This window comes from Gordonia sp. JH63 (assembly GCF_009856645.1).
Taxonomy (GTDB): domain Bacteria; phylum Actinomycetota; class Actinomycetes; order Mycobacteriales; family Mycobacteriaceae; genus Gordonia; species Gordonia hongkongensis.
This window is the reverse complement of the sequence record NZ_CP047235.1, coordinates 3,896,623-3,923,535: the sequence shown is the minus strand read 5'-3', so window position 1 is coordinate 3,923,535 and position 26,913 is coordinate 3,896,623. Positions and strand designations below refer to the sequence as shown.

The window sequence follows — 26,913 nt, the reverse complement described above, 5'->3', positions numbered from 1 at the left end:
AATCCATGGATCACTGACCTGCAGATCACCGGTTGGCGGCGCGGCGGTACAGGATGAGCGAGGCGGGTATGCACACCGCCAGTATGACCAGCGCCGATCCCACCGAGTATCCGACCGCGTGGTCGGCGACCCATCCGGTGGCCTCGGGGAAGGTCGGCGGTGCCTCGTTGCCGAAGAGCTGCCGGGACGCGGTCGCCACTGCCGTCACCGGATTCCACTCGGCGATCGCGCGCAGCGGACCCGGCAGGCTCTGGGCGGAGATGAACGCGCTCGACAGGAACGTGACCGGGAACATCCACAAGAACCCGATGCTCTGTGCGGCTTCGACATTCGGCGCGGCGAGACCGGTCACCGCACCCACCCACGCCATGGCGAGCGCGAACAGTCCGATGATGCCGAAGGCGAGGGCGGCGTCGCCGGCACTGCCCTGGACCCGCCAGCCGATGGCGAGCCCGCACGCGACCATCACCGCGAGGCCGACGACGCCCAGGAGCATGTCCGAGGTGACACGGCCGCTGATGACGCCCAACCGGGACATCGGTAGCGACCGCAGCCGGTCGACGATGCCGTCGGAGGTGTCGTTGGCCAGGCCGACCGTGGTGAAGGCCGCGTTGAAGACGACGGTCTGCGTGAAGATGCCGGCCATCAGGAATTCCCGGTAGGAACCCCCGCCGAAGGTCGCGCCGAAGACGTAGGCGAACAGGAACACGAACATCAGTGGCTGGATGGTGGCACTGATCAGCAGGGTGGGAATTCGCTTGACGGTGAGCAGGTTTCGCTCGACCAGCACTGCGGTGTCAGTGAGCATGGAGTCGATCCGTTCGGGTCGTCGGGGCGTGGGAGAGATCGGGATCGGCGTCGGCCACCGTCGGGATGACGGTGGTCTCGGCATCGGCCGTGGCCGATGTCTCGCCGCCGTGGTCACTGCCGCCATCGTTGTCCGGCGTGTCCCGCTCCGTGAGGGCCAGGAACACATCGTCGAGGGTCGGCGTCGCGACGGTGGCGTCGACGACGACGATCCCGGCGGCGTCGAGCGCCCGGACGGCGGCGACCGCGCTGCGGCTCCCGTCGCTGACCGGCAGGGACCACCGTGAGTTGTCGGTGTGTGCCGGGTCGGGGCGATCCGACTCGTCGAGTCGTTCGGGCATGCCGAGTCCGACCTCGGCGAGGGTCGTGGCGACCAGCTCGTCGTGAGCGGTCCCGTCCGAACGCACCTCGATGGTGAGGATCGACGCACCGGTGGAGGCCTTGAGGTCGGCGGCACTGCCCTGGGCCCGGATCGTCCCGTGGTCGATGACGGTGATCTCGTCGGCCAGGGCGTCGGCCTCTTCCAGGTACTGCGTCGTGAGCAGGACCGTCGCGCCGTTCGCGACCTGTTCGGTGATGACCTCCCACATCTGGCGGCGCCCACGGGGATCCAGCCCGGTCGTCGGTTCGTCGAGGATGACCAGGGACGGTCGGTTGATCAGGGCGCCGGCGAGATCGAGCCGCCGGCGCATGCCGCCGGAGTAGGTACGCATCGGGCGGTCGGCGGCGTCCTGCAGGGCGAGGTCGGCGATCAGTTCGCGCGCCCGTGCCGAGGCCTCGCCCCGGGAGAGTCCGTACAGCTGACCGACCATCCGCAGGTTCTCGAAACCGGTCAGGTTCCCGTCGACGGCGGCGTACTGCCCGGACACGCCGATGATCTTGCGGGCTGCGCCGGGATCGGCGAGTGCGTCGACACCGTCGACCACGACGCTGCCCTCGTCGGGTTTCATCAGCGTCGCCACCGCGCGGACGGTGGTGGTCTTGCCGGCTCCGTTGGGGCCGAGCAGCGCGTGCACGGTGCCGGCGGGCACGGTCAGGTCCAGGCCGTTGAGGGCATGGACGCGGCGACCCCGGCCGAACAGACCGGTGCGGAACGTCTTTCGCAGGCCGCGCAGCTCGAGGGCGTTGCGGGCGGGGGAGACGCCATCGGTGGATGTCGCGCCGGGAGTCGTGACCGGACCGGATGGCGACGCCGTGGTCCCCGGAGTGGTTTCGGCCGACGTGGTGTCAGCCATACTGTGCCGCCCCATGTGTGACCTCCCTTTCACTGTTCTGCGAACGTTCCATCGCGCGGATCAGGCTGGCGGGCCGCATGTCTCGCCAGTTCTCCTCGACGTACTCGAGGCACTCGTCGTGACCCGACGGGCCGAACACGACGGTCCAACCGTCGGGGACGGGGGCGAAGTCCGGCCACAAGGAATGCTGGTTCTCGTGATTGACGAGGACGCGGAAGGTCCCCTCGGTGTCGTCGAACGGGTTCGTCATGATTCCTCCTCCTGTGCTGCGATTCCCGGTGTGCCCGGGTCTGATTCGATCGGGCCTGATTCGATTGCGGTCAGCCACTCGGAGACGTTCTCCGGCAGCAACATGCGTGCGTGGGTGCTGGTCGCCTGGACCTCGACGACGCGACCGGTGACCTTGGAGCGCCAGTCGGCGATCGCCGGCGGACCGTCGTGCGCGTCCACGGTCGCGGTGACGAAGGTGAGGTCGCCGTCGAAGACCCGGGGTCGCCAGTTCCGGGCGAGTGGGGACGCGTGGCGGAACACCTCGTGGACGGTCGTGAGCGTCTCCTCGGACAAGCCGCCGAGCGCGCCGCCCGCCGCGGAGATGACACGGAACGCGTCCGCGACCGAGGGCTCGGTGCCCTCTTCGCCACCCTCGGGGACGTCGAGTCCGAACTCGCGCATGAGTTCTGCGATCGACGCCTCGGTGTCGAGGTCGGGCCGTTCGGCGACGACGTAACTGTCGAGCACGACGAGTTGCTCGACGGTCTCGCCGGCCTCCTGGAGTTGCACGGCCATCTCGTGGGCGATCAACCCGCCCAGCGACCACCCGAGCAGGTGGTACGGCCCCTCCGGTGACACCGTGCGCAGCTTCGCCACGTACACCTGGGCGAGGTCGGCGATCGTCTGCGGGCATGGATCACCGGCGAACGCCGGGTGCTGTAGGCCGTAGACCGCGCGGTCGGCAGGCAGGTGGGGCAGCAGGGAGGTGAAGCTCCAGGACAGTCCGATCGCCGGGTGGACCACGAAGAGCGGTGCGGGAGCATCGCTTCCGGCGTCGCTGCTGGTGCGGCGCAACGGCAGGAGGGTGTCGAGACCGGAGGCCGACGGTCCGGTGTCCCCGTCGGAGTGCGCCCCTCCGTCGAGCAGCTCGGCGAGTTCGGCAGGACTCGGGGCCCCGAACAGCGATTGCGCCGCCAGGTTCTGTCCGGTGAGCTCGCTCAGCTTGCCGGTCACGGCGGTGGCCATCAGGGAGTTGCCACCCAGGTCGAAGAATCCGTCGTCGGCACCGATGGCATCGAGGTCGACCTCGAGTACCTCCGCGAAGACGCGGGCGATGGTCGTCTCGGTCCCGGGCGCCGGCGCTCGGCCCGAGGCGGAGACGGCCGGGGTCGGCAGCGCCGCGCGGTCGAGTTTGCCGGTGGGGGTCAGCGGAATGTTCTCGAGCACGGAGACGGACACCGGCACCATGTGCCGCGGCAGCCGTCGTCCCACCCGGCGCCGCAGGTCGGCGGGATCGGGTTCGTGCCCGCGCGTCGCGGTCACGTAGCTGCGCAGGATCGCCTGGGCCCCGGTGCCGTCCACGAGTGTCACGGCGAAGTCGACGTCGGGTTCGGCGGCGAGCGCGTCGTCGATCTCACCCAGTTCGATGCGGAATCCGCGGACCTGCACCTGGGAATCGCTGCGGCCGACGTAGACGAGCTGCCCGTCGCCGGTCCAGCGGACCAGGTCGCCGGTGCGGTACATCCGTTGGCCGGCGAACCTGGGCCCGGTGACCATCGGAGCCGGGACGAACCGGACCGCGGTGAGGCCGGGCCGACGGTGATAACCGCGCGTGAGCTGCACGCCCGTCAGGTACAGGTCGCCGGTGACGCCGGGCGGTACCGGGTGCAGCCGATCGTCGAGGACGAGCGCGCCGACGCCGTTGTTCGGCGTGCCGATCGTCAGCGGCGTGTTCGGGGTCAGCGACCGGCTGCCGGTCGTGATGATCGTCGTCTCGGTGGGTCCGTAGACGTTGATCATCGTGCGACCGGGCGACCAGCGCCGCACGAGGTCGGTTCCGTAGGCCTCGCCACCGACCGCGAGTGCGCGCAGTGACGGCACGGCGGCGGGGTCCATGCTGGCAACCGCGGCGGGGGTGATGAACGCATGCGTCGCCTGACGCGTCCTGATCACATCGCTGAGCGCGGTGCCGCCGTAGACGTGGGGTTCGACGATGGTCAGTGCCGACGAACCGGCCAGCGCGAGCAGCATCTCCAGCACCGAGGCGTCGAAACTCGGTGAGGCGAAGTGCAACACGCGGGACGTGGGTCCGGGGTTCATCCGTTCCGCGAGTTCGTCGTGCACTGCGCGCAACCCGCTGTGCGGGACCAGGACGCCCTTGGGCTTACCGGTCGATCCCGACGTGTAGATGATGTACGCCAACTGATCCGGGCGGATCGTCGACGCCCGCTCGGCGTCGGTGATCGGCGCCGGCGAGGAGTGCTTCATGCGGGTCCGGGTCGACGCGGCGTCCAGGACGAGGGTCGGTACCTCGCTCCCGGCCGAGCTCTCCGCGATGCGTTCCCACGACGACGAGGTCGTCACGACCAGATGCGCGCCGCTGTCGCCGAGCATGTGCGCGATGCGGTCGGCGGGATACTCGGGGTCGATGGGAACGTATGCGGCGCCGGCCTTCACGATCGCCCAGATCGCCACCAGGGAGTCGATGGAACGGCTGATCGCCATCGCGACCACCGGTTCGCGGGACGACCGGACGTCGGGACCCTCTGTCCCCGGCTCGTCGGCCGAGCGCGAGTAGGCCCCCACCCCGCGGCCCAGGAGGACCCGGGCCAGCCGGTTCGAGCGTGCGTCGAGTTCGGCGTAGGTGAGCGTCTCGGGGCCCTCGCCGTCCGCGGTGGGCTGCCCGATCGCGGCGAGCCCGTCGGGGTGCCGCCGCACCGCATCGGCGATCAGCTCGTCCAGCGTCGTCGGTGCGTTGCCGCGCGGTCCGATAGCGGGGGTGCGCTCGGCCACCTCGAGGGGGTCGGTGATGCGTATGTCGCCGATCGCGCGTCCGGGGTCGCCGAGCATGCCGCGCAACACGCGCATGAGCCGCGTTCCCAGCATCTGGGCGTCGTCATGTCCGTATCGCGCCGCGTCGTAGGTGATCTGGACGGCGGCGTCGGTGTCGGAGTCGGTCGCGCCCAGGCCGGTGACGGTGAATTGCAGGTCGAACTTGGCGGCGAGGGACTCGAATTCGGCCACCTCGGCCATCAGGTCGTCGTCCATCGGAACGGCGGTCCCGGCGAGGGAATCCGCACCGCCCACCGGGGTCGGCGCGCCACCGGCGAAGTCGTGCACCGACAACGCCACCTGGAAGAGCGGGTGTCGACCGTGCGCGCGTTCGGGATTGAGCGCGGTCACGATGTCGTCGAAGGGCACTCCGCGGTGATCGAGGGCGTCGATGTCGGTGTCGCGGGTCCGGCGGACGAGTGCGGCGACGGTCTCCGCGCTGCGCAGGTGGCTGCGCAGCGGCACCATGTTGACGAACATGCCGACCACGCCGCTGTAGTCGCGGTCGACGCCGGTCATACCGGTGCGGTTGTCGACCGGACTGCCGATGACCAGGTCATCGCCGACGCCCAGACGGTGCAGCAGGATCGCCAGTGCGGTGTGCAGGACGGAGAACGGCGTCGTCGACTGTTCGCGGGCGAAGGCGGTCAGTCCCGCCCGGGTGTGTGCCGGGAGCGGCAGACTCACCGACCGGGCACCGGAACCGCGTCTGCCGCCGCCGACCGGTTCGACCGTGCTCTCGGCGGGCGCACCCGCGAGGTGTTCGGTCCAGAATCCCAGCTCGTCGGTCGCCGCGGGCGCTGTCGCACTTTCGACGGCGTGGTCGCGGTAGTCGAGAGCGGCCGCATCCCAGGTGTCGGCGCGGCCGGCGCGTCGTTCTCGGTAGGCCTGCGCCAGGTCGCCGACGAGGGTCGGCAAGGAAGCGCCGTCGGCGGCGATGTGATGCACGACGAGCAGGAGGATGTGCGTCGCGGTCTCGCCACGCGCACCGGGGTCCGCGACGACCGTGGCACGCAGCGGCGCCTCGGTGGTCGGGTCGATGGGCGTCGACGCGAGGCGCGCGATCTCGCTCATCAGTGCGTCGGGGTCCGCGGGGACGACGGGGGTCAGCGAGCCGACGACGGCCGCGGGATCGTCGAGCACCCGGCCCGTCGGTGTCCCGTCGACCGCCTCGAAGACCGTCCGCAGGCTGGTGTGCCGGGCGACGACATCGGTGAGTGCGCCGCGGAGGGCCTCGAGATCGATGTCCCCGGTCAGTCGCAGGACGAAGGGCATCAGGTACTCGGTCGACGCGGGGTCGGCCGCCGCCAGCGACCACAGGCGGCGCTGGACCGGCGCGAGCGGGAATGTCTCCCGTCGGACCGGGCGACCCGACGACTCGTCGGACTCCGCGGTCGGCGCCCAGTCGGCCGGCAGGCTGATCAGGTCCGCGAGGGCTTCGGCGGTCGGGTGGTCGAAGACGTCCCGGACGCGGAGGCGGCCGTCGGCCGACACGCGGTTGATCCGACTGACCAGGGTGGTCGCCTGCAGCGAGGTGCCACCCAGCAGGAAGAAGTCGTCGGTGGCACCGATCTCCTCGCGGGCGAGGCCGAGCACGTCGGCGATGATGCCGACCAGCGCGGTCTCGGCATCACCGCGCGGTGCGCGACCGACGGACGACATGCTGCTCGACGACGGCTCCGGCAGTGCCCGATGGTCGAGCTTGCCGTTGCCGGTCAGCGGGATCTCGTCCAGCACGACGATCGCGGACGGGACCATGTGGCGCGGCAGGCGGCTGCGGACCGATTCCAACACCTGTGCGCTGTCCAGTGTTTCCGGGGCGTCTGCAGTGCCGGCCGCCCCGCCCGACCGCGTCACGTAACCGACCAGGGTGGCCGATGCGCTCTCGCCGCGGACGACGGTGGTGGCGAAGTCGATGCCGTCCACGGCCGCCAGTGCCGCACTCACCTCGTCGAGTTCGATGCGGAAACCGCGGACCTTCACCTGGTTGTCACTGCGACCGTGGTAGGTCAGCGCGCCGTCGGCGTCGCGGTGCACGATGTCACCGGTGCGGTACATGACGGCGCCGTTTCCGTCGGGGGAGGCCACGAACCGGCCGGCGGTCAGACTGCGGCGCCCCAGGTAGCCCCGTGCCACTCCCGGCCCGCTGAGGTAGAGCTCGCCGGGAACGTGGTCGGGCAGCGGGCGCAACCGATGGTCGAGGACGAGAGCGGTGCATTCGTGGACCGGCGTGCCGATGGTGATCGGCTCACCCGGGCGCAGCGGCGCCGACATCGTCGCGACGATGGTCGTCTCGGTCGGTCCGTAGGAGTTGATGTAGCGACGGCCGGTTCCCCAGCGCGCCACGAGTTCCGGGGTGCTGGCCTCGCCGCCCACGCCGAGGGTCTTCAGGTGGGGGAGCGGATGGGGTGCCGCGGCGGCGAGGGCCGACGGCGTGATGAACGCGTGGGTGACCTCGCGCTCGTCGAGGAACTCGACGAGTTCGTCGCCGCCGTAGATCGTCGTCGGTGCCACCACCATCGTCGCGCCGGACTCGACCGCGAGGAGGAACTCCAGCATCGATGCGTCGAACGAGGGGGAGGCGAACAGCAGGGTGCGATCGCCGGGGCCGACCTCGTACCGCTCCCGCTGGGTCTGGGCGAATGCGGCCAGGCCGCGGTGGGACACGCTGACGCCCTTCGGTTTTCCGGTGGAGCCGGAGGTGTAGACGATGTAGGCGATCGAATCCGGGTGCCGGGCCGGGGGCCGGAAGCCAGCGCGCTCGCCGGTGCGCAGATCCTCCGGGGTCAGCCACCAGATGTCGTGCGGCACATCGCGACGGTGGTCGGCGCTGCTGATGCCGAGGATGGCGCCCGAATCGGCGATCATGTGGGCGATCCGCTCGGCCGGGTAACGCATGTCGACCGGCAGTGCGGCCGCGCCCGCCTTCGTCACGGCCCATGTGGCGACCACCGATTCCAGGCTGCGATCGACGGCGATCGCGACCACGTCCTCGGTGCCGACCCCGAGCTCGCGCAGCGTGAGTGCCCAGCGCGCGGAGATCCGATCGATCTCGGCGTAGGTCAGCGTGCGGTCTCCGTCCTCGACCGCCACGCGATCGGAGTGGTCGATGACGGTGTCGGCGAGGATGTCGGCAAGATGCCTCGGCTCGATCGAGCCGTGGTCGCGGACCTTGGGTTCGGCGGCGGCCGCGAGATCGGCCGCCCCGGTGAGGTCGTCGAGAGGTGTCGACGGATCCGCGGCGACCTCGCGTGTGAGATCGACGAACATCCGGGCCAGTTCGCTGACGCGGTCATGCGTGTGGACATCGGTCGCATAGGTGAACCGCGCGCGCCCGTCGCGGATTCGCAGTTCGAGGTCGAACCGGGCGGCCCCGGTCTCGATCTCCTCGGCGACGACCTGCAGGCCGGGCAGATCCACCCTGGTGTGGTCCGGTTCGAGGGTGTCGGAGACCCCGGCGTCGAACGCCAGCGCGATCTGGAATATCGGATGCCGGTCCGTGCGAGGCGGATTGAGCATCGAGACGATCTGCTCGAACGGCATGTCGGCGCCCGCCAGCGCGTCCAGATCGCGGCTGCGGACGGAGTCGAGCAGGGCCGCGAACCCCTGGCTCCCGTCGACCGGGGTCCGGAGGACGACCGAGTTCACGAACATGCCGACGATGTCGGCGAGCCGGGGATCGGCGCGTCCGGCGACGGGTGTGCCGATCACGATGTCCGACGCCGAACCGGCGACATGAACCTGCGGGTCGGCGTTCAGCCGATGCAGCAGCGCGGCGAACACCGCATGCACGCACATGAATTCGGTCGCCCGGCCGCCGCCCAGTGCGGACAGGCGGCTGCGTAGTTCGGCGTCGAAGTCGACCTCGACCACGCCCGCGGTGCGGGCGGACCCGCTCGGCGCGTCGGGCACGAGGATCGGACCGACATCGATCCCGTCCAGGTCCAGTCGCCACCGGTCGGCCAGATCGGTTCGGGTCTCGAGGTGATCGGCCTGCCAGCGCAGGTAGTCGCGATAGTCCAGGGCCGGCGGAGCGGCGGTGACCGCGGCTTCGGTACCGTTCTCGGCCGCCGTCCGCAGTTCGGCGTAGGCGGTGGTGATGTCGCGGTGCAGCGGCACCATGGACCAACCGTCGGCAGCGATGTGGTGGATGACAAGGGTCAGCTTGTGATGCGCGGTGTCACTGTCGATCCGGTGCAGTGCGACGCGCAGCGGTACGTCGACGGTCAGGTCGAACGGGCGACGCGCCAGCGCCTGCGCCTGGGCCGGCCACTCCGCCGAAGTCGTCTCGACGACGGTGAGTTCGGTCTGCACCTCGTCGGTGGAACGTACGTCCAGGTCGGGGCGCCCGTCGTGCTCGGGGTAGACGGTGCGCAGCATCTCGTGTCGGTCGACGGCGTATCGGAGCGCGCCGGAGAGGGCGTCCACGTCGAGATCGCCACGGAGATCCAGCGCGAAGGCGATGGCGTAATCGGCTGTCGACGAACCGTTGTCGTTGTCGGCTCGACCCGGATCGGCGTCAGCACCGCCCGCGAGCTGGTTGAGGAACCAGAGCTGCTGCTGCGCGGGTCCCGGTTGCGCGGGGCTGTCCGGATCGTGCCGGAGGTCGGCGAGCGTCCGCGCCTCGACGAGGGCGGTGTCACCCTCGTCGGCGCCGCCGAGCCGGGCGATGCCGGCGACGGTCGAGTGGTCGAAGACCTCGCGGACGGGGACTCGTCGCCCGGTGAGATTCTCGAGTGCGCCGACGATCTGGGTCGCCAGCAACGAGTTGCCGCCGAGGTCGAAGAAGTCGTGATCGCGGCCGATGGTGCCGCGTTCCAGCTCGAGACGCTCGGCGATCAGATCGGCGACCGCCTGCTCCAGGGGGTTGCGCGGCGCGACGAACGCCACGTCGCCGTCCACCGATCCCGGCTCCGGCGCGGGCAGTGCCCGGAGGTCGACCTTGCCGATCGGGGTCGTGGGGATCTCGTCGAGCTCGATGATCGTCGACGGGATCATGTGCCGGGGCAGGCGCTGCGCCAATCGGTCTCGCACCGCGGCGGCCTGCCCGTGGGCGCCCGCGGTCACGGTCACGTAGGACACGAGATGGGCGCGGTCGCCCTCGCCATGCGTGGTGGTGACCGCCGCCCGCACCGACTCGTCAGCGACCAGGGCGGCGTCGATCTCACCGAGTTCGATGCGGTGCCCACGGATCTTGGTCTGATGGTCGGCCCGCCCGCGGAACTCGAGTTCGTGATCGGAGGTCCACCGGACCAGGTCGCCGGTTCGGTACATGCGCTCGCCGGGATCGCCGTAGGGGTTGGCGATGAAGCGCTTGGATGTCAGCGGTCGGACGCCGTGGTACCCGCGGGCGAGATGCTCACCGGCGATGTACAACTCGCCGATCGCGCCGGGGGCGACCGGACGCAGGCGCTCGTCCAGGACCAGCGCGGAGATGCCGCGGATGGGCCGGCCGATGGTCAGCGTCGTGTAGTCGGGACTGATCGGCGGCGACACCGCGGCCACCACGGTGGTCTCGGTGGGACCGTAGGCGTTGAACAGCTTCGGGCCGGTCGACCAGGTGCGGACCACCTCGGAGTTCGGGTGCTCGCCGCCGATGACGAGAACCTCGAGATCGGGGACGTCGTCCGGCGTCATGGTGGTCAGTACCGACGGGGTGAGGAAGGCATGCGTGATCCGCGCATCGCGCATCAGCTCGGCGAGCTCGGTGCCGCCGACGATGCCCGGCGGCACGATGTGCATGGTCGACCCGGCGGAGATCGCCATCAGGATCTCGAGTACCGACGCATCGAAACTCGGCGACGCCATGTGCATCGTCCGACTGGTGGGCGTGATCCCGTACTGCGTGACCTGTTGCGCGCCGAAGTCGGCGAGTCCGCGGTGGCTGACGACGACGCCCTTGGGCGTGCCGGTGGTCCCCGATGTGTAGATCAGGTAGGCGGGCTGGTCGACGTCGAGGACGCCTCGGCGCTCCGAGTCCGCGATGGGCTCCGTTGATTCTGCTTCGATCCAGTCGCGGATCGCGGGGTCGTCGAGGACGACTGTGCTCAGAGCGGGCCCGGCGCCGGGATCGGACGACCGATCGGTGACGAGCAGTCGTGCGCCCGAGTCGGTCAGCATGTGTTCGATGCGGCCGGACGGATACGCGGGATCGACCGGGAGCCAGGCGGCTCCGGTGCGGGCGATCGCCCACATCGCGACAATCCACTCGACACTGCGCGGAAGTGCCACGGCCACATGGTTTTCAGGTCCGGCGCCACCGTCGATGAGCGCCCGCGCCAGCTGGTTCGACGCCGCGTCGAGTTCGCGGTAGGTCAGCGACCGGGTGCCGTCGGTGACCGCCACGCGGTGCGGCGAGGACTCCGCGGCCGCCGACAGCAGCCGGGTGAGGTGTTCGACCGGACGGCGGCCTTCGCCGACTGCCGGGACGAGATCGAGACGCTCGTGCAGGTCGAGCACCGGCAGGTCGCCGATCGGGGCGCTCGGGTCCGCGGTCGCCGCCTCCAGCATGCGGACCAGGCGCGAACCCAGTCCGGCCACCGTGTCCCGGTCGAAGAGAGCGGTGGCGTAACCGATCTCGAGGGTGAGGCCGGCGGGCTCGCCGGTCGCCCCGCGCACCTCGGTGAACGTGAACTGCAGATCGAAGGTGGTGCGACCGGTGTCCACGCGGGATGCGGTCGCCGAGAGCCCGGCGAAGTCGAGCCGGATGGCGGAACGGTCCTCCAGGGCCATCGACACCTGGAAGTACGGGTGGACATTGCCCGAACGGGCCGGGTTCAGTTCGGTCACCAGTCGGTCGAACGGCATGTCGGCGTTGTCGAACGCGTTCAGATCGGTGTCCCGGACATGTGCCACCAGGTCGGCGAACGGCAGGTCCTTGTCGACGACGGTGCGCAACGCCAGCGTGTTGACGAACATGCCCACGAGGTCGTCGAGGTCGGCGTCGCCGCGTCCGGACACCGGTGTGCCGATGATGACGTCCGAGGACTGCGCGAGGGAACGGAGCAGGAGCGACACCGAGGCGTGGAGCACCATGAAGACCGTGGCGTCGGCCTCGGTCGCGATGGTCCGGATCGCGCCGTAGGTGTCCGGGTCGATGGTCGAGGTCACCGACGATCCGGACCGACCGGTCACCTCCGAATCCCGGCCTCGGGGACGGTCCAGGGGCAGCTCGGTCTCGCCCGGCGCCCCGTCGAGGGTGTCCCGCCAGAACTCGAGTTCGGCCGCGGCATGCGGACTCTCGTCGAGCCATGCGTGACGTGCGGCGCTGGTCTGCGAGTAGGAGACCGGCAGCTGCGACCATTCGGGCTCGGCGCCGTCGCGGCGGGCGCGGTAGGCCGTGGCCAGGTCGCCGGCGAGGGGGGCCAGCGACCAGCCGTCGGCCGCGATGTGATGGACGACCATCGTGAGTCGATGATCGTCGTCGGCGGTTCGGACGAGGCGCGCACGGACGGGGATCTCGGCGGCCAGATCGAAGGGGAGCGAGGCGAAGTCGCGGTCTGGGCACTGGGCGACGTCACCGGTCGCGAGGACCGGCAGGTCGACGTCGACCGCGTCCGGGTCGATCGCGGAGATGCATGCCACACCGTCGATCTCGGCGACGACGCTGCGCAGCGGCTCGTGTCGGCGGACGACGTCGATCAGGGCCGTCCGGAGTGCGTCGGTGTCGAGTGCGCCGACGAAGCGGACGGTGAACGGCATGTTGTAGGTCGCCGAGGACGCGGAGTCCAACCGTGTCGCGAGCCACAGCCGATGCTGGGCCGGGGACAGCGGCACGGCTCCGGAGACGGTCCGCCCGGCGGTGTCGTCGGAGGGGACCGAGGCGGAGCCGACGGCCGGCTCATCAGTGTCGACGCCCAGGTCGGAGAGGGCCGCTACTAGGCCGGCGAGGTCGTCGGCGTCGAACACCGTACGGATCCCGATCCGATGGCCGGTGGCGCGAGACAGCCGCGAGGCCATCCGTGTCGCCGACAGTGACGTCCCGCCGATCTCGAAGAAGTTGTCGCTCAGCGACACCGACGCCGGAGCCGTGGCGGGAGCCTCGTTCGCCACCTCGTCGGACATGCCGTCGCGCAGGTCGAGCACATCGGCGACGGTCGCCACGACGAAGCGCTCGAGCGCGGTACGCGCGGGGACGAACTCGCGGTGGGTCCGCAGGTCGGGCCGCGGCAGCGCACGGCGGTCGAGCTTGCCGTTGGCAGTGGTGGGCAGTGCGTCGAGGACCATGATCGCGGTGGGGATCATGTGATCCGGTAGCGCGGTTCGGAGTTCGGCGCGCAGGTCCTTGTCGGTGAGTCCGGTGCCGGTGACGTAACCGACGATCGTGGGCTCACCGGCGACCAGATCGTCCCGGATGACCACGCCCGCGGCGGTCACGCCGTGCAGCCGGCTGAGGGTCGACTCGATCTCGCCGAGTTCGACCCGCTGGCCGCGGATCTTGACCTGTGAGTCGGTGCGACCGAGGTACTCCAGCTCGCCGGAGGCGTTCAGACGGACGAGATCGCCGGTGCGGTAGAGCCGTTCGCCCGGCACGGCCGGCGAGGCGACGAACCGTGATGCGGTCAGGTCCGCGCGGGAGCGATAGCCGCGGGCCAGCTGGATGCCGCCGAGATAGAGTTCGCCGATCGCGCCGGGCGGTTGCGGCCGCAGGCGGTGGTCGAGCACGTGGACACCGGTGTTCCACACCGGGGAGCCGATCGGGATCACCGGGACGTCGGCGCGGCAGTGGTCGTGGTGGGTGACGTCGATCGCGGCCTCGGTGGGGCCGTAGAGGTTGTGGATCGGAGCGGACGTCAGCATCGCGGCGGCACCGACCGTCGCGGGAGTCAGAGCCTCACCGCTGGTGAAGATGCGGCGCAGGCTCGTCAGCTCCGATGCATCGTCGGCGTCGAGTGCCGCGGTGAAGGCGGCGAGCATCGAGGGCACGAAATGCAGTGTCGTGACGCGGTGTTCGGCGATCACGTCACGCAGATACCAGGGGTCGCGATGACCGTCGGCAGTCGGTACGACCAGTGCCGCGCCGGTGGTGAACGGCCAGAAGAACTCCCAGACCGACACGTCGAAGGTGGACGGGGTCTTCTGCAGCACCCGGTCGTCCGGTGCGAGCTCGTAGCGGGCCTGCATCCACGCGAGGCGGTTGACGATGGCGCGGTGGGTGATGACCACGCCCTTCGGCTTGCCGGTGGAACCGGAGGTGAACAGCACGTACGCGGCCGTGTCGGGGCCCGGGGGCGTTGTCGCCGCGGCGACCCCTTCGTCGGCACGCAGTTCGGCCAGCACCGTGTCGGTGATGACGAGGTCGGGGGCGGCCACCTCGAGGATGTGCCCGAGCCGGTCCGCCGGCTCGGCCGGGTCGATCGGCAGGAATGCGCCGCCGGCACGGATCACCGAGTGCAGCGCCAGGATCTGGTCCGTGCTGCGGGGCAGCTGAACGCCGACGACGCTCTCCGGACCGATCCCGCGCCGGGTGAGTGCCGCCGCGAGCTGTGTTGCCGCGTCGGTGAATTCGCGATGGGTGAGTGATCGCCCGTCCTGCGCGTCGGTGAGCGCGGTGTCGTCGGGGTGGGCCCGGGTCGCGTCGTCGAGCAGGTCGACGAGGGTGGTGGTGCCGTGGTCGACCCGTTCCCCGGTCATGCGCTCGGGTAGCGCTTCGCGTTCGGCGTCGGTCAGGAGGTGCAGGTCCGACATCCTCGTGTCGCCGGGCGCACCGACGAAGGCGGTCACGAAGTCGACGAGACGACGGTGGTGGGTGGTGATGTCGTCGTCCGGGTAGATGTTCGGATTCGCCTCGAGGTCCAGGGTCATCCCGCCGTCGAGGCTGTCGTACACGTTGACCGACAGGTCCTCGATCGGTCCGGTGGACAGGACGTGCAATTCGCCCTTGAGCGGGCCGAAGTCGATGTGCTGGAAGAACAGCATGACGTTGACGAGCGGGCCGAAGAAGCCACGCCGCGCCCCCGCTGCCCCGAGGATCTGGGAGGTGATGTCCTCGTGCCGGAACTTCTGGTGCCGGACGGCGGCCTTGATCTCCGAGTTGACCGACTTCAGCAGATCGGTCACGGTGGCGGAATCGTCGTGGAGCGCGATACGCAACGGGACGACGTTCGAGGTCAGGCCCGCCGAGGTGCGCAGCACGTCGCGGTCCCGGGCCGCGACCGGCAGGCTCAGCATGGCCTCGTCGCGGTCGGTGTAGCGCGCGACGTAGGCGGCCACCGCAGCGGTGATGACCGACGCCGGCCGGACCCGGTGGCTGTGTCCGAGCTCGCGGATCCGGGCGACGAGGGTGTCGTCGAGGACCGCCGATCGGACGACCGACAACGGCGCGGCCGGAGCGGAAAGGCTGGTGAGAGTGGTCATCTCGGGCATATCGGCCAGATGGGACGCCCAGTGCTCGCGGTCCTCGGCGAACTTGGCGGAGGCACGGTACTCGCGGTCGAACTCGGCGATGTCGACCATCGACGCGGTGTCCGCGATCGGCGGCGGCGTTCCGTTCACGATCGCCGTGTAATGTGAGGCGACACGCAGCATCATGTACATCGCGGCATAGCCGTCGAAGCCGATGTGGTGACCGTGGCAATACCAGATCGAGTGTCCGGGACCCACTTTGAGCAGGTGTGTCTCGAGGATGTTGTCGGCGAAGACGTCTGAGCTGGCACTGCGCCGGCGGTCGATCCAGGCCAGTGCGGCCGCGCGCGGGTCCTCGGCGTCAGAGAAGTCCTTTCGACCCAGCACCACGTGCTGCGACCGGTCGAGAACCATCATCGGTTCGCCGTCGTCGGTCGGGATCAGCCGCAGCAGCGGGGCCTCGGTCTCACTCTCGGTGAGGGTGACAGCACGCTGCATGATGTCCGGATCGACGTCGACGAGTGGGTCGTCGCTCTCGCCCTGCGGACCCGATGTGTCGCCGCGGAATTCGACGAACGCGTCGATGGTCATCGGCACGTCCGGCTCGAGCTGCTGGGCGTAGAAGATGCCGCGCTGAGCGGCGGTCATCGGGATCGTCAGGTCGGTGTCGATGTCGGTAGCAACGGTGTTCCGGACCGCGTCGTCTGTGGTCACGCGTGCCTCCCCTGTGAGTGCGTGCCCGCACGGCAGCGTCGAACCCGGCTCGGACTGGGGGATTCGAACTCCGGTCATCGCTCACGGGGCTGGTGGCCCCGAGTCGAGGACTTGCCGTCAGGCCGCAGTTGTCGGACTGAACTGCGGAGCCCGGGGAGCATGGTGACCGTTCGGCTCACGATCGGCAGCCGAGAATTACCCCCGGCGCTGACACGCCCCCCGTGTTGAGCTCCCTTCCGGCTCGCACTGATCGCTCGCCGGACGGGCTTGTGTCTGGTCGATCTCGTGTCATGGGTGCTTCGCGTGGCGGTGCACCCCAGATGGGTCAGTGCGCGGAAAACTTTGCCGGCCCGGCGTCATCCGAAACCCCCGCGCGGTCGCCGGGACCATCGATTTGGCCGGGACCTGGGCATTCCCCTACACTTGTGGGGTTGCCTGCGGCACCGCTGTGTCGCGAATCGGCTCACGAACCCACTGGGGCGGACGGCCCGGGTGTCACAACCTGGTCAAAACCCCAGGCAGGCGTGTGTTCGATGGCAACAGACCGTGTGCGTCGGGTCGGAAATCCGCCGTACATAAGAAGCCAGGTCAAGGAGACTAACGAGTGATTCAGCAGGAATCCCGCCTGCGAGTCGCCGACAACACCGGTGCCAAGGAGATCTTGTGCATCCGCGTGCTCGGCGGTTCCTCGCGGCGCTACGCCGGCATTGGCGACGTCATCGTCGCCACTGTCAAGGACGCCATCCCGGGCGGCAACGTCAAGAAGGGTGAGGTCGTCAAGGCCGTCATCGTGCGCACCACCAAGGAGCGCCGTCGTGCGGACGGAAGCTACATCCGCTTCGACGAGAACGCCGCCGTCATCCTCAAGGGTGAGAGCGACCCCCGCGGAACCCGCATCTTCGGCCCGGTCGGCCGCGAGCTGCGTGAGAAGAAGTTCATGAAGATCGTGTCGCTGGCACCGGAGGTGATCTGACATGAAGATCCACAAGGGCGACACCGTGATCGTCATCTCGGGCAAGGACAAGGGCGCCAAGGGCAAGGTCATCCAGGCCTTCCCGAAGACCCAGCGTGTCCTCGTCGAGGGCGTCAACCGAATCAAGAAGCACACCGCCGCGTCGGCCAACGAGCGCGGTGCCTCCTCCGGCGGCATCGTGACCCAGGAAGCCTCGATCCACGTCTCGAACGTGATGGTCGTGGACTCCGACGGCAACCCGACTCGCGTCGGCTACCGCGTCGACGAGGAAACGGGCAAGAAGGTCCGGATCTCGCGCAAGAGCGGGAAGGACATCTGACATGACCTCTACTGAACCCAAGATCCAGCCGCGCCTGAAGACTCGCTACCGCGAGGAGATCAAGGACACGCTGAACAAAGAGTTCGAATACCCCAACGTGATGCTGATCCCGGGCGTCGTGAAGGTCGTCGTGAACATGGGCGTCGGCGACGCCGCCCGTGACGCGAAGCTGATCAACGGCGCCGTCGAGGATCTGGCCAAGATCACCGGCCAGAAGCCGGAGATCCGTCGCGCTCGCAAGTCCATCGCACAGTTCAAGCTGCGCGAGGGCATGCCGATCGGTGCGCGCGTCACCCTCCGTGGCGACCGCATGTGGGAGTTCCTGGACCGTCTCGTGTCCATCGCTCTCCCGCGTATCCGCGACTTCCGCGGCCTGTCGGACCGTCAGTTCGACGGCAACGGCAACTACACGTTCGGCCTGAACGAGCAGTCGATGTTCCACGAGATCAACATCGACAACATCGACCGGCCCCGCGGTATGGACATCACCGTCGTGACGTCGGCCACCACGGACGACGAAGGCCGGGCGCTGCTGCGTGCCCTGGGCTTCCCGTTCAAGGACAACAACGTTAAGGACAACTGACATGGCAAAGAAGGCTCTGGTCAACAAGGCCAACAAGAAGCCCAAGTTCGCCGTGCGGGCCTACACCCGGTGCAACAAGTGCGGCCGCCCGCACTCGGTGTTCCGCAAGTTCGGCCTGTGCCGAATCTGCCTGCGCGACATGGCGCACGCCGGCGAGCTGCCGGGCGTGCAGAAGTCCAGCTGGTGACTCTCACCTCACGGATTTCGTAGCACGAATGCGCTCATGGAGCGCATTCGTGCTACCGATTCCCCAGCGGCCCCATCTCGCTTCGGCGAGGTGGGGCCGTTGTCGTGTCACTGCTGGGTGAGCCACTCGTCGATGAGGTCGGGGATGCTCTCGATCGACGCGGTGAGCGAACGCTGATAGATGCGGTTGACGATGGGGTCGGCCATCTTGCCGAACACCCCGCCGAAACCGGTCGAGGACGTGATCCGACACGTCACCCGGACGCCGTCGGAGGTCTCCTCCAAAGAGATGTGCGTGGTGAACGGGAACGGCGCTTCGACGGTCTGGAACTCCGTCTCCTTACAGGTGTCGACGCGGGTGAACTCTCCCCGCCAGTCCACCGTCCGACCGAGGACGGCCGTCTTACCCTTCCACTGTGAGCCGACGGCGAGTGGCCCATCGGACAGCGGAGTGACCTCGACGGTTCCCGGTAGGTAGGCGGTGGTGTGTTCGGGAGCGGACATGTACTCCCAGACGATGTCGAGTGGTTGCTGGACTGTGACGGATGCGCTGGATTCGGGCATGACGGAACCCTTTGTGTGCGAACGATTGTGGGTCGGCAGGCCGGAGCCACGCCGCACACCGTCTCGGGGCGGGTGGTGCACGGTCCGAACGAGATGCATCCGCCGGTCAGAGTACTCCCCGTCGGCCGCGAAAGGCTACGTCCGAATTGTCCCCGATTCGTATGTCTAACAAAGACTTTCATGACCGTCGTCCTCATGGATTTCTCCGTCGGAGATCGATCGCTCGTGGCTGATGCCGACATCGCACTCCTCGGACCGCGTCGTCGTCAGCGGGTGGCGGCCCATTCGTCGACCAGGCGCGGCAGCTTCTTCGCGTTCGCGGCGAGCGACCGCTGATACGCGCGGATCGCCAGCGCGTCGGCGAGCTTCCCGACCGCCCCGCCGACGCCGGCGTTGCGGATGCGATAGGTGAGTTCGACGCCGCGACCAACCTCCGCGAACGTGGCCGAGATGGCGAACTCGAGCGGTGACTCCGTGGAGGAGAACTCGGTGGCGGTGTGCGCATCCACCCGCGTGAACTCGCCGGTCCAGTCGACGGCGCGGCCGAGCCCCTTCATCTGGCCGCGCCAGACGGTCCCGACCGAGACCGGCCCGTCGGTGACGGTCTCGACGCCGATCACGCCGGGCGTCAGTGCCGCGACGTGCTCCGGGGTGAGGCAGTACTCCCACACCGTGGTGAGGGGTTGTCGGACGAGGACGGTCGCACTGGCTTCGGGCATGGCCTCGACGTTACCCGCCCGCCGGATTCGGTAGCCAAGTATGTTCTATGACATCGCTTTTCGCTACGAGACCCGGTGGGCCACAGCGCCCGAGGATCCCGCCCAGCACACCACCGGTGCCGAGCCCGGCCGCTGTGAGGCCCCACCTCCCACCAAGGAGGTGGGGCCTCACGCTTTTCGCCCGCACCACAGGCCGGGCGTGAACACTATGGAGTTCTCAAAGGGCATGCGCGGTCCGACGGATCGGTGCGCGAAGGTGCCGAGCAGGGCGTCGCCCTCGTCGGGATTCGGCTTCAGCAGTGTTGACGCCCGGGTCTTCTCGGGCCGCTCGCGTATGCGAGCCGGTCATCGATCACCGAGGTGGATCGATCAGGCTGCGGCCCGGTCATCGAGAGTCATGGTGCGGCGGTTGTACGCCGGGAGTGGCGTTCGCAGCCGGTCGATCGATGCGGGTGGGATCAACCAGGGGTGGCGGTCGGTGCCCATGACGATGTCCCATTCGCCGGCATGGATGTGGGCATGGCAGGACGCGCAGAGCAGGCACCCGTTGTCGAGGTCTGTGGGTCCGCCCCTGCTCCAGAACTCGATGTGGTGGACCTGGGTACGCCCGGCCGGCGCCCCGCATTTGATGCAGCCTTGATCGCGGATGATGATCGCTCGCCGCAGGTGCGCCGGAAACAGTCGCTTGCTGGTGCCCATCTGCAAGGGGACGTTGTCGCCGTCGATCACGACATCGGTGATCGTGGAGTCGCACGCCAGCAACCTCGCGGTGGTGAGACTGATAGAGCCCATCCACAACAGGCTCGCCTTGTCCGGAGCGGTCGCCGGCAGCAGCACGCTGACGTGGGTCTTCGGTGGTGTGGCGAGGCTGGTGTCGGCCACGGCCGCGGCATCGAGGATGAGTTCCAGGGCGTCCGAGTTTCGGGCGCCGGGCGTCCGAGAATCGTCGGATCCGTCGGGCTCCGGTCGCGGACTGTTCAGGGATTCGATTGCAGCGGTCAGCTTTTCGGCGATGACCGTGTCGAGGTCGCCACGTACGCGGAGCCTGCCGTCGCCGGTCGGTGTGAATGTGAACTCGTTGATGGTGCGGTCTTCGCCAGGCGGTAGCCCGCCGGTGATGGCCGCATACTCGTTGCCCAGTTCGCGGGCTCTCTTCGCGATCTGCGCAGGGGTGGCTCCGGACATCGCCTGGGCGATCAATGCCTGCTCGACTTCTGCTCGTTCCTCGATGCAGACACCCTCGGGTGCTCGACGCTCGACGTGCGCGATACCGGTGACGATGGCGTCGGCATGTTCGCCGGGGATGGCGCCGTCGGCGGTGTAGCCGGGTAGCTGCGTAAGCCGGGGGTGGCAATTGCCAATCCGTAACCAGCGGTGTGCGATTGTGGGGGCCGCGCCCATGGCGATCAAGAGGATGGATGTCTTGCCGGTCGATTCTCGGGCGACTCCGAGGCGGTCGAGAGTGGCGGCGCCGACGGCGGCATGGTGGTCCACGATGGCGCGGAGTTCGATCAGCAGGGTCATCGCGGTGTGCGCTTGACGAGCGGTTGGCTCTGCGCCACCAGGTGCGAGATCCCACAGCGACTCGCGAATCGCGGTCAGCACAGCAAGATAACCGTCACCGTCGAGGTGTTCGACACGTCCGGTTTCTGGGCTCGGCATGCTGGAGAGTGTTGTCATGACGGACCTTCCACATCACAGGACAGAACTGGAGGTAGGGCTTCTCGTCATCGTAGGTTCGACACCGGCGTAACCGTTTACCGATATGCGTCTTTCATCTGTGGCCTGTAGAAATCACTGTATCCGGGGGCACCGACAAGGAGAGAACGGTCGATGGCCCCCGCAACTCAGGCTGATCACCTGGCCGCTCGCCTGCTCAGCGTCGGCGTCGGCGTCGGGCCGCCTTGCGCCGCTGGGCCCGGTTCATTCCGGGGTGCGGGTAGATGACGCGCGGACTGTCGCCACCGGTCGCTCGCTGGTCGTGCACGCCCATCACGAATTGGTGTTCCGGTGCAAGGGTGTAACCCTCTTCCCACGGATAGCTGCCCAGATCGTCAGGCCACACCGCCTGCAAGACCGGAGCGTCGGGGTAGAGGACGTTGGTGACGATAAGATCGGATTTGTCCACCAGTTCGATGACGGTGACCGGAACCTCAAGCGAATCCAGTTGTATGAGAACCGAATTCGACACGATCGAGTGCCAGTCATAGGTGTGAAACACGCTGCCCAGCTCGTTGAGAACCGATGCACTCGTTCGTGCATCCAGTCCGTACACCGCCAACTCGGGGAGGTCGTGTAAGCGCAGGCCGGTGGTGTACGCGAAAGAGCAGTCAGGTGCTTCGCATTCGGGAGAGTGACACGTGCACTCGTCACTGACGGCCGTCACCGCCCAACCGTAGCGCCGGATGCGGTCGAGCGTCTCGCGTACCAGCGGGTCGGGGTGCCAGCGGGGCAGACCCCGCAGATCGGAGAAGTGGTGGGTCATGCTCGCTCCTGGTGTTCGAAGGTGGAGCGTAGTAGAGCAGTCGGCACCGACAACTTCGGGCGACGTCCGAGTTCCGCCTCGTCAGCGCCCGAGGATGCCACCCAACACGCCGCCGGCCCCTGACCCGGCCGACCCGCCGCCACCGGTCCCGCCGACGAACCCGCCGGGCGGGAGTTCGGACGGCTGCACGACGACGAACCCGCGGCCGGAGAACTCGAGGGTGAACCGCTCGCCGGTGCTGCGTCCCATCAGGGTGCCGAGGTTGAACGAGTCGTTGGACTTCACCGAGGTGCGCAGGCTCGACGACCACGCGACCGCGGCCTGGGGGTCGGCATAGGTCGCGGCGTCGACGTTGAGGACGACCGGGGTGCCGTCGGTGGTGATGGCGATCCGGCCGCGCCCGGTGAAGACGCAGTTGAACAGTCCGGCGTTGCTCATCGCGCCGGCACCCTGCACACGGGCGATGTCGTAGGACAGCGAGGAGTCGAAGGCAAGGACGTTGGCGCCGTTGATGGTGAGGCCGTCGGAACCGTCGAGGTCGATGAGGTGCACGTCCGATGCCGCATCGGCGAGGAACAGGTCGCCCTGTCCGGTGACCTTCATCAGCGGGACGCCCTCGCCGGTCATCGCCTGACGCATCATCCGTCCGAGACCTCCGGAGCCGAGCGCCTCGAACTTCAGGTTGCCCTGGTAGGCCACCATCGAGCCGGTGCGGGCCATGACCTCACCGGCGAGCCCGACCCGGCACATCTTGCTGCCCTGCTTCTGGATGCCCTGCCCGGTGACCTCGGCGTGGGACGGCGCGAACAGATCGCTGTGCATGGGAACTCCCTGTGGTTGGGCGGTGACCGGGGGCCGGGGCGGAGGCGGCGGTGCGGACGGTGTATTCCATTGCGGGGCCGGTGGTTCGGGTGTCGACGGCGGCGCGGTTGGCGTCGACGCGGCCGGCGGCCAGGGCTGCGGATCGGTGACTCGCGGAGGCCGACCAGGAGGCGGCGTCGCGGGCTCGTCGTCGACCTCGATGCCGAAGGCGGTGGCGAGGCCCGCGAGACCGGCGTCGTATCCCTGGCCGACGGCACGAACCTTCCAGACGTCGTTGCGCCGGTAGATCTCGAGGCACACGACGGCCGCCTCGCTGGTGAGACCGGAGGGGCTGAAGACGAGTTCCGTACCGCCGCCGGTCAGCGTCGCGGTGAGGGCGCCGGCGGTCGCGAAACTCGCGGGTCCGGTCCCGTCGAGGCTCGCCGCGACGACGACCGTCGCGATCTCCCGAGGCAGCGCGGCGGTGTCGACCGAGATGATGTCGGCCGAGCCGGCAGAACGGTATCCGACGCCGGGGCCGCTGGGCTGGTTGTAGAAGACGAGGTCCCCGTCGGAGCGGACGCGACCGGCATCGGTGAGCAGGATCGCCGAGGTGTTGACCGGCGATGCCGAGCGCACCGAGACGGTCACGGCCGTCGACGGCAGCGGACGGTTCTCCCCGGCGGTCAGCGTGAGCACGGTGTCCATTGTGCCAACCATCGTCTTCGGTCGTCGGCGAAGTCGGGCCCGGCCGTCACCGTGGACGCGGTGTCGTGGAGCGCGCCAGCTCGACGACCTCGTCCTCGGTCGGCGGACTCGCCGGGTGGTAGGTGAGACAGAGCGGCGTCTCGGCCTTGGTGAACCGCCCGCCCTCGCTCGCGATGTAGAACGTCCCCGCCGGGAGCTTGCCGATGTCGGGAATCCTGCTGCCCTTGTTGGCGGCGAGTTCCTTGGCGCGTTCGATCTGCGTCGGATGATTGAGCAGTCCGAAGATCTGGGTCGAGGAGTTGGCCGAGATCTTGTTGTCGATGCCGGTGGGCGACTGGGTCGCGAAGATGAGCCCGAGGCCGTACTTGCGAGCCTGCGACGCCAATGCGCTCGTGCTCTTCGACGCCGCGGTCATCCGGACGGACGGGGCGAAGTTCTGCGCCTCGTCCATGACGAGCAGTCCTCCGAGTGGCCGGTCGGCGGCCGGATTCTTCTTGATCCAGGCGAACAGGGCCATCTGGAGCTGATTGACGAAACCGGCCCGCCGGTCGTCGGTGCCGAGGCCGGCGAGGTTCACGACCGACACCCGGGCCCGGAAACCCGGTGAGGGAGTGAGCAGGTACCCGGGGTCGGCCGGGGCGGCGTCACCCCCGAAGACGGGATCGATCGCCATCGAGGCCTTGAGGTTCTCCGCGAGTTCGGCGGCGAGCTTCGGGGCGTCGGCGAGGGTGCTCGCGTCGTCGGGCAGTTCGGTCAGCAGTCCGACGTAAGCCTGCAGGGCGCCGCCGCCGCGTCGTCCGAAGGCCTCCATGGACTGCTGCAGGACTGCTTGCTGCCGATAGGCTTTCGCGCTGGTCCCGATGGCCCGGGCATGCGGGATCAGGGCGCCGACGGCGGAGTCGACCGCGGCACGGAACTCGTCGGGGTTGCCGACCACCGTGCTGAAGTCGGGTAGCGGCTGGAAACTCAATGGCCGCCCCGATGCCCGACCCGGGGTGAAGACCGCGACCTCGGTGTCGTGCAGGTAGCGCTTGGCGTGCTCGCGGTCGTCGGGCGTCCACGGACGCGGGTCGGCGTCCGGCCACGGTGTCCCCAGGCGTGCGAGGTCGTTGTTCACGTCGAGGATGATCGACGAAACTCCTTGCAAGGCAGCCTCTTCGACGATGCGCCGAATCAACACCGTCTTCCCCGAACCGGATCCGGCGAACAGCGCCACATGCTTGCGCAGGGCGAACAGCGAGACGGTCACCGCCTCGCCGGTGGCGACACTTCGCCCGAGGGTGATCGACTGTTCGCTGGCGGGGGTGGTTCGCGACGACGATTCGGCGGTGTCGGACCCCGACGTCCCCGACCGAGGGTCGGTCGACCGGAACTCGTCCGTCGTCGGCTCGCGGGGTGGCGTCGTGGTCGAGCGTTCGTCCGCGGTGCCGGGCTCGTGGCGTTTGGCAGGCGTGTCCGAAGTGGTTCCCGCGGAATCCGTTGACTGCACGCCTGGCGCCGGCGCCTCGAGTGCGGGGCCCAGGATGTCGGTGAGGAAGGCGATCTCGGCAGCCGGGTTGCGGTCGGAGATCCACTCCCGGAGATGCGAGGGCCGTTCGGCCCGCAGCTGTGCCAGCGCGCTCAGCCGCTTGATGTCCTGTTCGGTCCAGGCGACGACCCGTCCGCCCCGATCGTGCAGCTCCTCGACCATCTGCCGGGTCTTGGGTCCCGTGGGCCAGGGATCCCGCCGCAGGATCACCAGGGTGCGTTCGATGTCGCCGAGGGTGAAACCGGAGGTCGTCGTCGCGCTCGACAGGCGCGTCTGGACGGCACGCGCGTTCGATGCCGCGATGGCACGGAAGCTCCAGGACTGCTCGATGTCCCGGTTCGGGTCGACGAGTTGTCGGATCCGCCCGTGCAGCGGACTCTTCGGTCCCGGCCGGGCATCGAGCTGCCAGCGGTCGGCGTCGCGGGACAGTGCCTGGATCCACGTCGCCAATCCGGCATGGAGCAGCGAGGGGACGATCCGGTCCTCGGTGTCGGGTACCAATGCGGGTAGCGGGTCGGCACGCCGGATCAACTCCGTGTACCGCTGGTCGAGCTTCGCGAACGCGGGATCGTCCGAGGTGGTCGTCGACGACGAGTCGGTTGACGACGATCCCGCAGACGACGATTCAGCAGACGACGAGCGCCCCCGAGCGGTCGCTCCCGTGTCAGGAACGTCTGTCGTGGTGCGGGATTGGGTGATCAGGGGGAGTGTGCCCTGGCCGGCGGAGGTCTTGGACGTGGCGCCGGAGAGGTCGGTGATCTCGGCGAACGTGTCGCTGCGGAGCATCGCGGCGATCTGGCGGTCCACGGTCACCATCAGCTCGCGCGGGGTGTAATCCGTGGCCGCCGTCAGTGCGGTGTCGGTGACCGGCCAGGTGGGATGGGGCGGCGTGAATCCGACGCCGGCGAAACCCGGTGCGAAACGCCGGGCGAGCAGGAGCCGGCCGAAGTCCGCACTCGTGGGCCGTTGCAGGGTGGGTGGCAACCGGAACCGATCAACCGCTGATCGCATGACGTGTCCGGCGAGGTACTCCCACGCGGCGGTGATCGAGGAGACCACACATGTGGTCCGACTCATGGTGTCGCGCACCGACATCAGGCCGTGCGCCAGTTTCTCCACCTGTGATTCCTCGCCCGGCTCGGCGGTCTTGCCGGCCTCGATCAGGGTGTCGATCTGGTCGATCGCGAGCACCGCCGCATCGTCGAAGGCGATGATCCGCGAGATGTTCTCGACGATCTCCTGATAACCGAGGCGCGCATTGCGGATGCCCCAGGCGGCCAGTTCCTCCGCGTCGTCGATGTCCAGGTGCAGAAACGCCTCGCCGAGGTCTTTGGCCGCGAAGTCGTCGGACTCCAGCAGTACGAGCGCACGCAGGATGTGCTGCGACCGGCGCCGGTGCCGCGAGTGGCGGGTGTAGACGCCGTGGACGAAGTCATCGAGGGCGGCGGGTGTCAGCGGCGCGCCGCCGGTCACGGCGTCACGTGTCCCGTCCGCGACCCCGGCGTCGATCGCGAGGCGGTGGAGGAGCTGATTCAACTGCGAGCGGTGGCGGGGCGTCGGTCGGCCGAGGTCCTCGATGATCGCCACGAGCACCGAACGCCAGAAGTCGGTGGCGTCGAGCAGTTTGACGAGGAAGAAGTACCCGCCCTCCTCTTGGACACGATGCCGGACCCGGCCCAGGAGATGGGTCTTGCCGGATCCGGCCGGGCCGCGCACCGTGACCCCGATCGGACTCCCCGACGGCGAACGACGGGCGTCGTCGAAGGAACGGATGATGTCGACGATGGTGTCCTCGTGCAGGCCCCCGACGTGGAAGGGGTCGGCGGTGCCCCACACGTCGTCGGGGGTGTCGGCCCAGTTGAGGCGGATCGATTCCAGTGCGTGACGGGCGTCGGCGTCCATCGG

Annotated in this window: 14 protein-coding genes; 4 read left to right on the top strand and 10 right to left on the bottom strand. The window is 68.8% G+C overall.

Annotated elements, in window-relative coordinates:
• Positions 1-25 precede the first annotated feature (25 nt).
• Genes GR168_RS17595 through GR168_RS17580 form a run of 4 tightly spaced genes read right to left on the bottom strand, consistent with a single transcriptional unit; the run spans position 26 to position 16,142 of the window.
• Entirely contained in the window at positions 26-808 is a 783-nt protein-coding gene (locus GR168_RS17595; RefSeq protein ID WP_058252001.1) for an ABC transporter permease, read from the bottom strand.
• Complete coding sequence (locus GR168_RS17590) at positions 798-2,042, bottom strand: ATP-binding cassette domain-containing protein (RefSeq protein ID WP_238994928.1); 1,245 nt, start codon at positions 2,040-2,042, stop codon at positions 798-800. Before GR168_RS17590 ends, GR168_RS17595 begins: the two co-directional genes overlap by 11 nt.
• A complete protein-coding gene (locus tag GR168_RS17585) occupies positions 2,035-2,292 on the bottom strand; it encodes an MbtH family protein (RefSeq protein WP_159371338.1) in 258 nt (85 codons plus the stop codon). Before GR168_RS17585 ends, GR168_RS17590 begins: the two co-directional genes overlap by 8 nt.
• Entirely contained in the window at positions 2,289-16,142 is a 13,854-nt protein-coding gene (locus tag GR168_RS17580) for a non-ribosomal peptide synthetase (RefSeq protein WP_159371337.1), read from the bottom strand. The genes GR168_RS17585 and GR168_RS17580 overlap by 4 nt, the downstream gene beginning before the upstream one ends.
• Positions 16,143-16,746: 604 nt before the next feature.
• Between GR168_RS17580 and rplN the strand changes: the two genes are divergently transcribed.
• From rplN to GR168_RS17560, 4 genes are read left to right on the top strand one after another with little or no spacing between them, the layout of a single operon-like run.
• Positions 16,747-17,115 (top strand): 50S ribosomal protein L14, encoded by a 369-nt coding sequence (gene rplN, locus GR168_RS17575; protein ID WP_004019493.1) that lies wholly within the window; start codon positions 16,747-16,749, stop codon positions 17,113-17,115.
• A gap of 1 nt (position 17,116) precedes the next feature.
• Positions 17,117-17,434, top strand: coding sequence for a 50S ribosomal protein L24 (rplX, locus tag GR168_RS17570; protein ID WP_065631805.1), 318 nt, complete (start codon positions 17,117-17,119; stop codon positions 17,432-17,434).
• Between the two features lies 1 nt (position 17,435).
• Complete coding sequence (rplE, locus tag GR168_RS17565; RefSeq protein WP_055475154.1) at positions 17,436-18,017, top strand: 50S ribosomal protein L5; 582 nt, start codon at positions 17,436-17,438, stop codon at positions 18,015-18,017.
• Between the two features lies 1 nt (position 18,018).
• Positions 18,019-18,204, top strand: coding sequence for a type Z 30S ribosomal protein S14 (locus GR168_RS17560; RefSeq protein ID WP_004019490.1), 186 nt, complete (start codon positions 18,019-18,021; stop codon positions 18,202-18,204).
• 107 nt (positions 18,205-18,311) lie between these two features.
• Here GR168_RS17560 and GR168_RS17555 read toward each other — a convergent pair whose 3' ends face one another.
• The 6 genes from GR168_RS17555 to GR168_RS17530 all read right to left on the bottom strand — a co-directional run bounded on the left by GR168_RS17555 (position 18,312) and on the right by GR168_RS17530 (position 26,910).
• Complete coding sequence (locus tag GR168_RS17555; RefSeq protein ID WP_065631889.1) at positions 18,312-18,767, bottom strand: SRPBCC family protein; 456 nt, start codon at positions 18,765-18,767, stop codon at positions 18,312-18,314.
• Between the two features lie 266 nt (positions 18,768-19,033).
• Positions 19,034-19,486: an SRPBCC family protein gene (locus tag GR168_RS17550; protein ID WP_159371336.1), complete on the bottom strand. Its 453-nt coding sequence runs from the start codon at positions 19,484-19,486 to the stop codon at positions 19,034-19,036.
• Between the two features lie 369 nt (positions 19,487-19,855).
• Entirely contained in the window at positions 19,856-21,148 is a 1,293-nt protein-coding gene (locus GR168_RS17545) for an HNH endonuclease signature motif containing protein (RefSeq protein WP_137809566.1), read from the bottom strand.
• Positions 21,149-21,362: 214 nt separating this feature from the next.
• Positions 21,363-21,971 (bottom strand): DUF4262 domain-containing protein, encoded by a 609-nt coding sequence (locus GR168_RS17540; protein WP_159371335.1) that lies wholly within the window; start codon positions 21,969-21,971, stop codon positions 21,363-21,365.
• Between the two features lie 81 nt (positions 21,972-22,052).
• On the bottom strand, positions 22,053-23,480 hold the full coding sequence (locus tag GR168_RS17535) for an AIM24 family protein (RefSeq protein ID WP_159371334.1): 1,428 nt from the start codon (positions 23,478-23,480) through the stop codon (positions 22,053-22,055).
• 46 nt (positions 23,481-23,526) lie between these two features.
• Positions 23,527-26,910 carry a DUF87 domain-containing protein gene (locus GR168_RS17530; RefSeq protein WP_159371333.1) on the bottom strand — a complete coding sequence of 1,128 codons (3,384 nt, stop codon included), beginning with the start codon at positions 26,908-26,910 and terminating at the stop codon, positions 23,527-23,529.
• Positions 26,911-26,913: the final 3 nt, after the last annotated feature.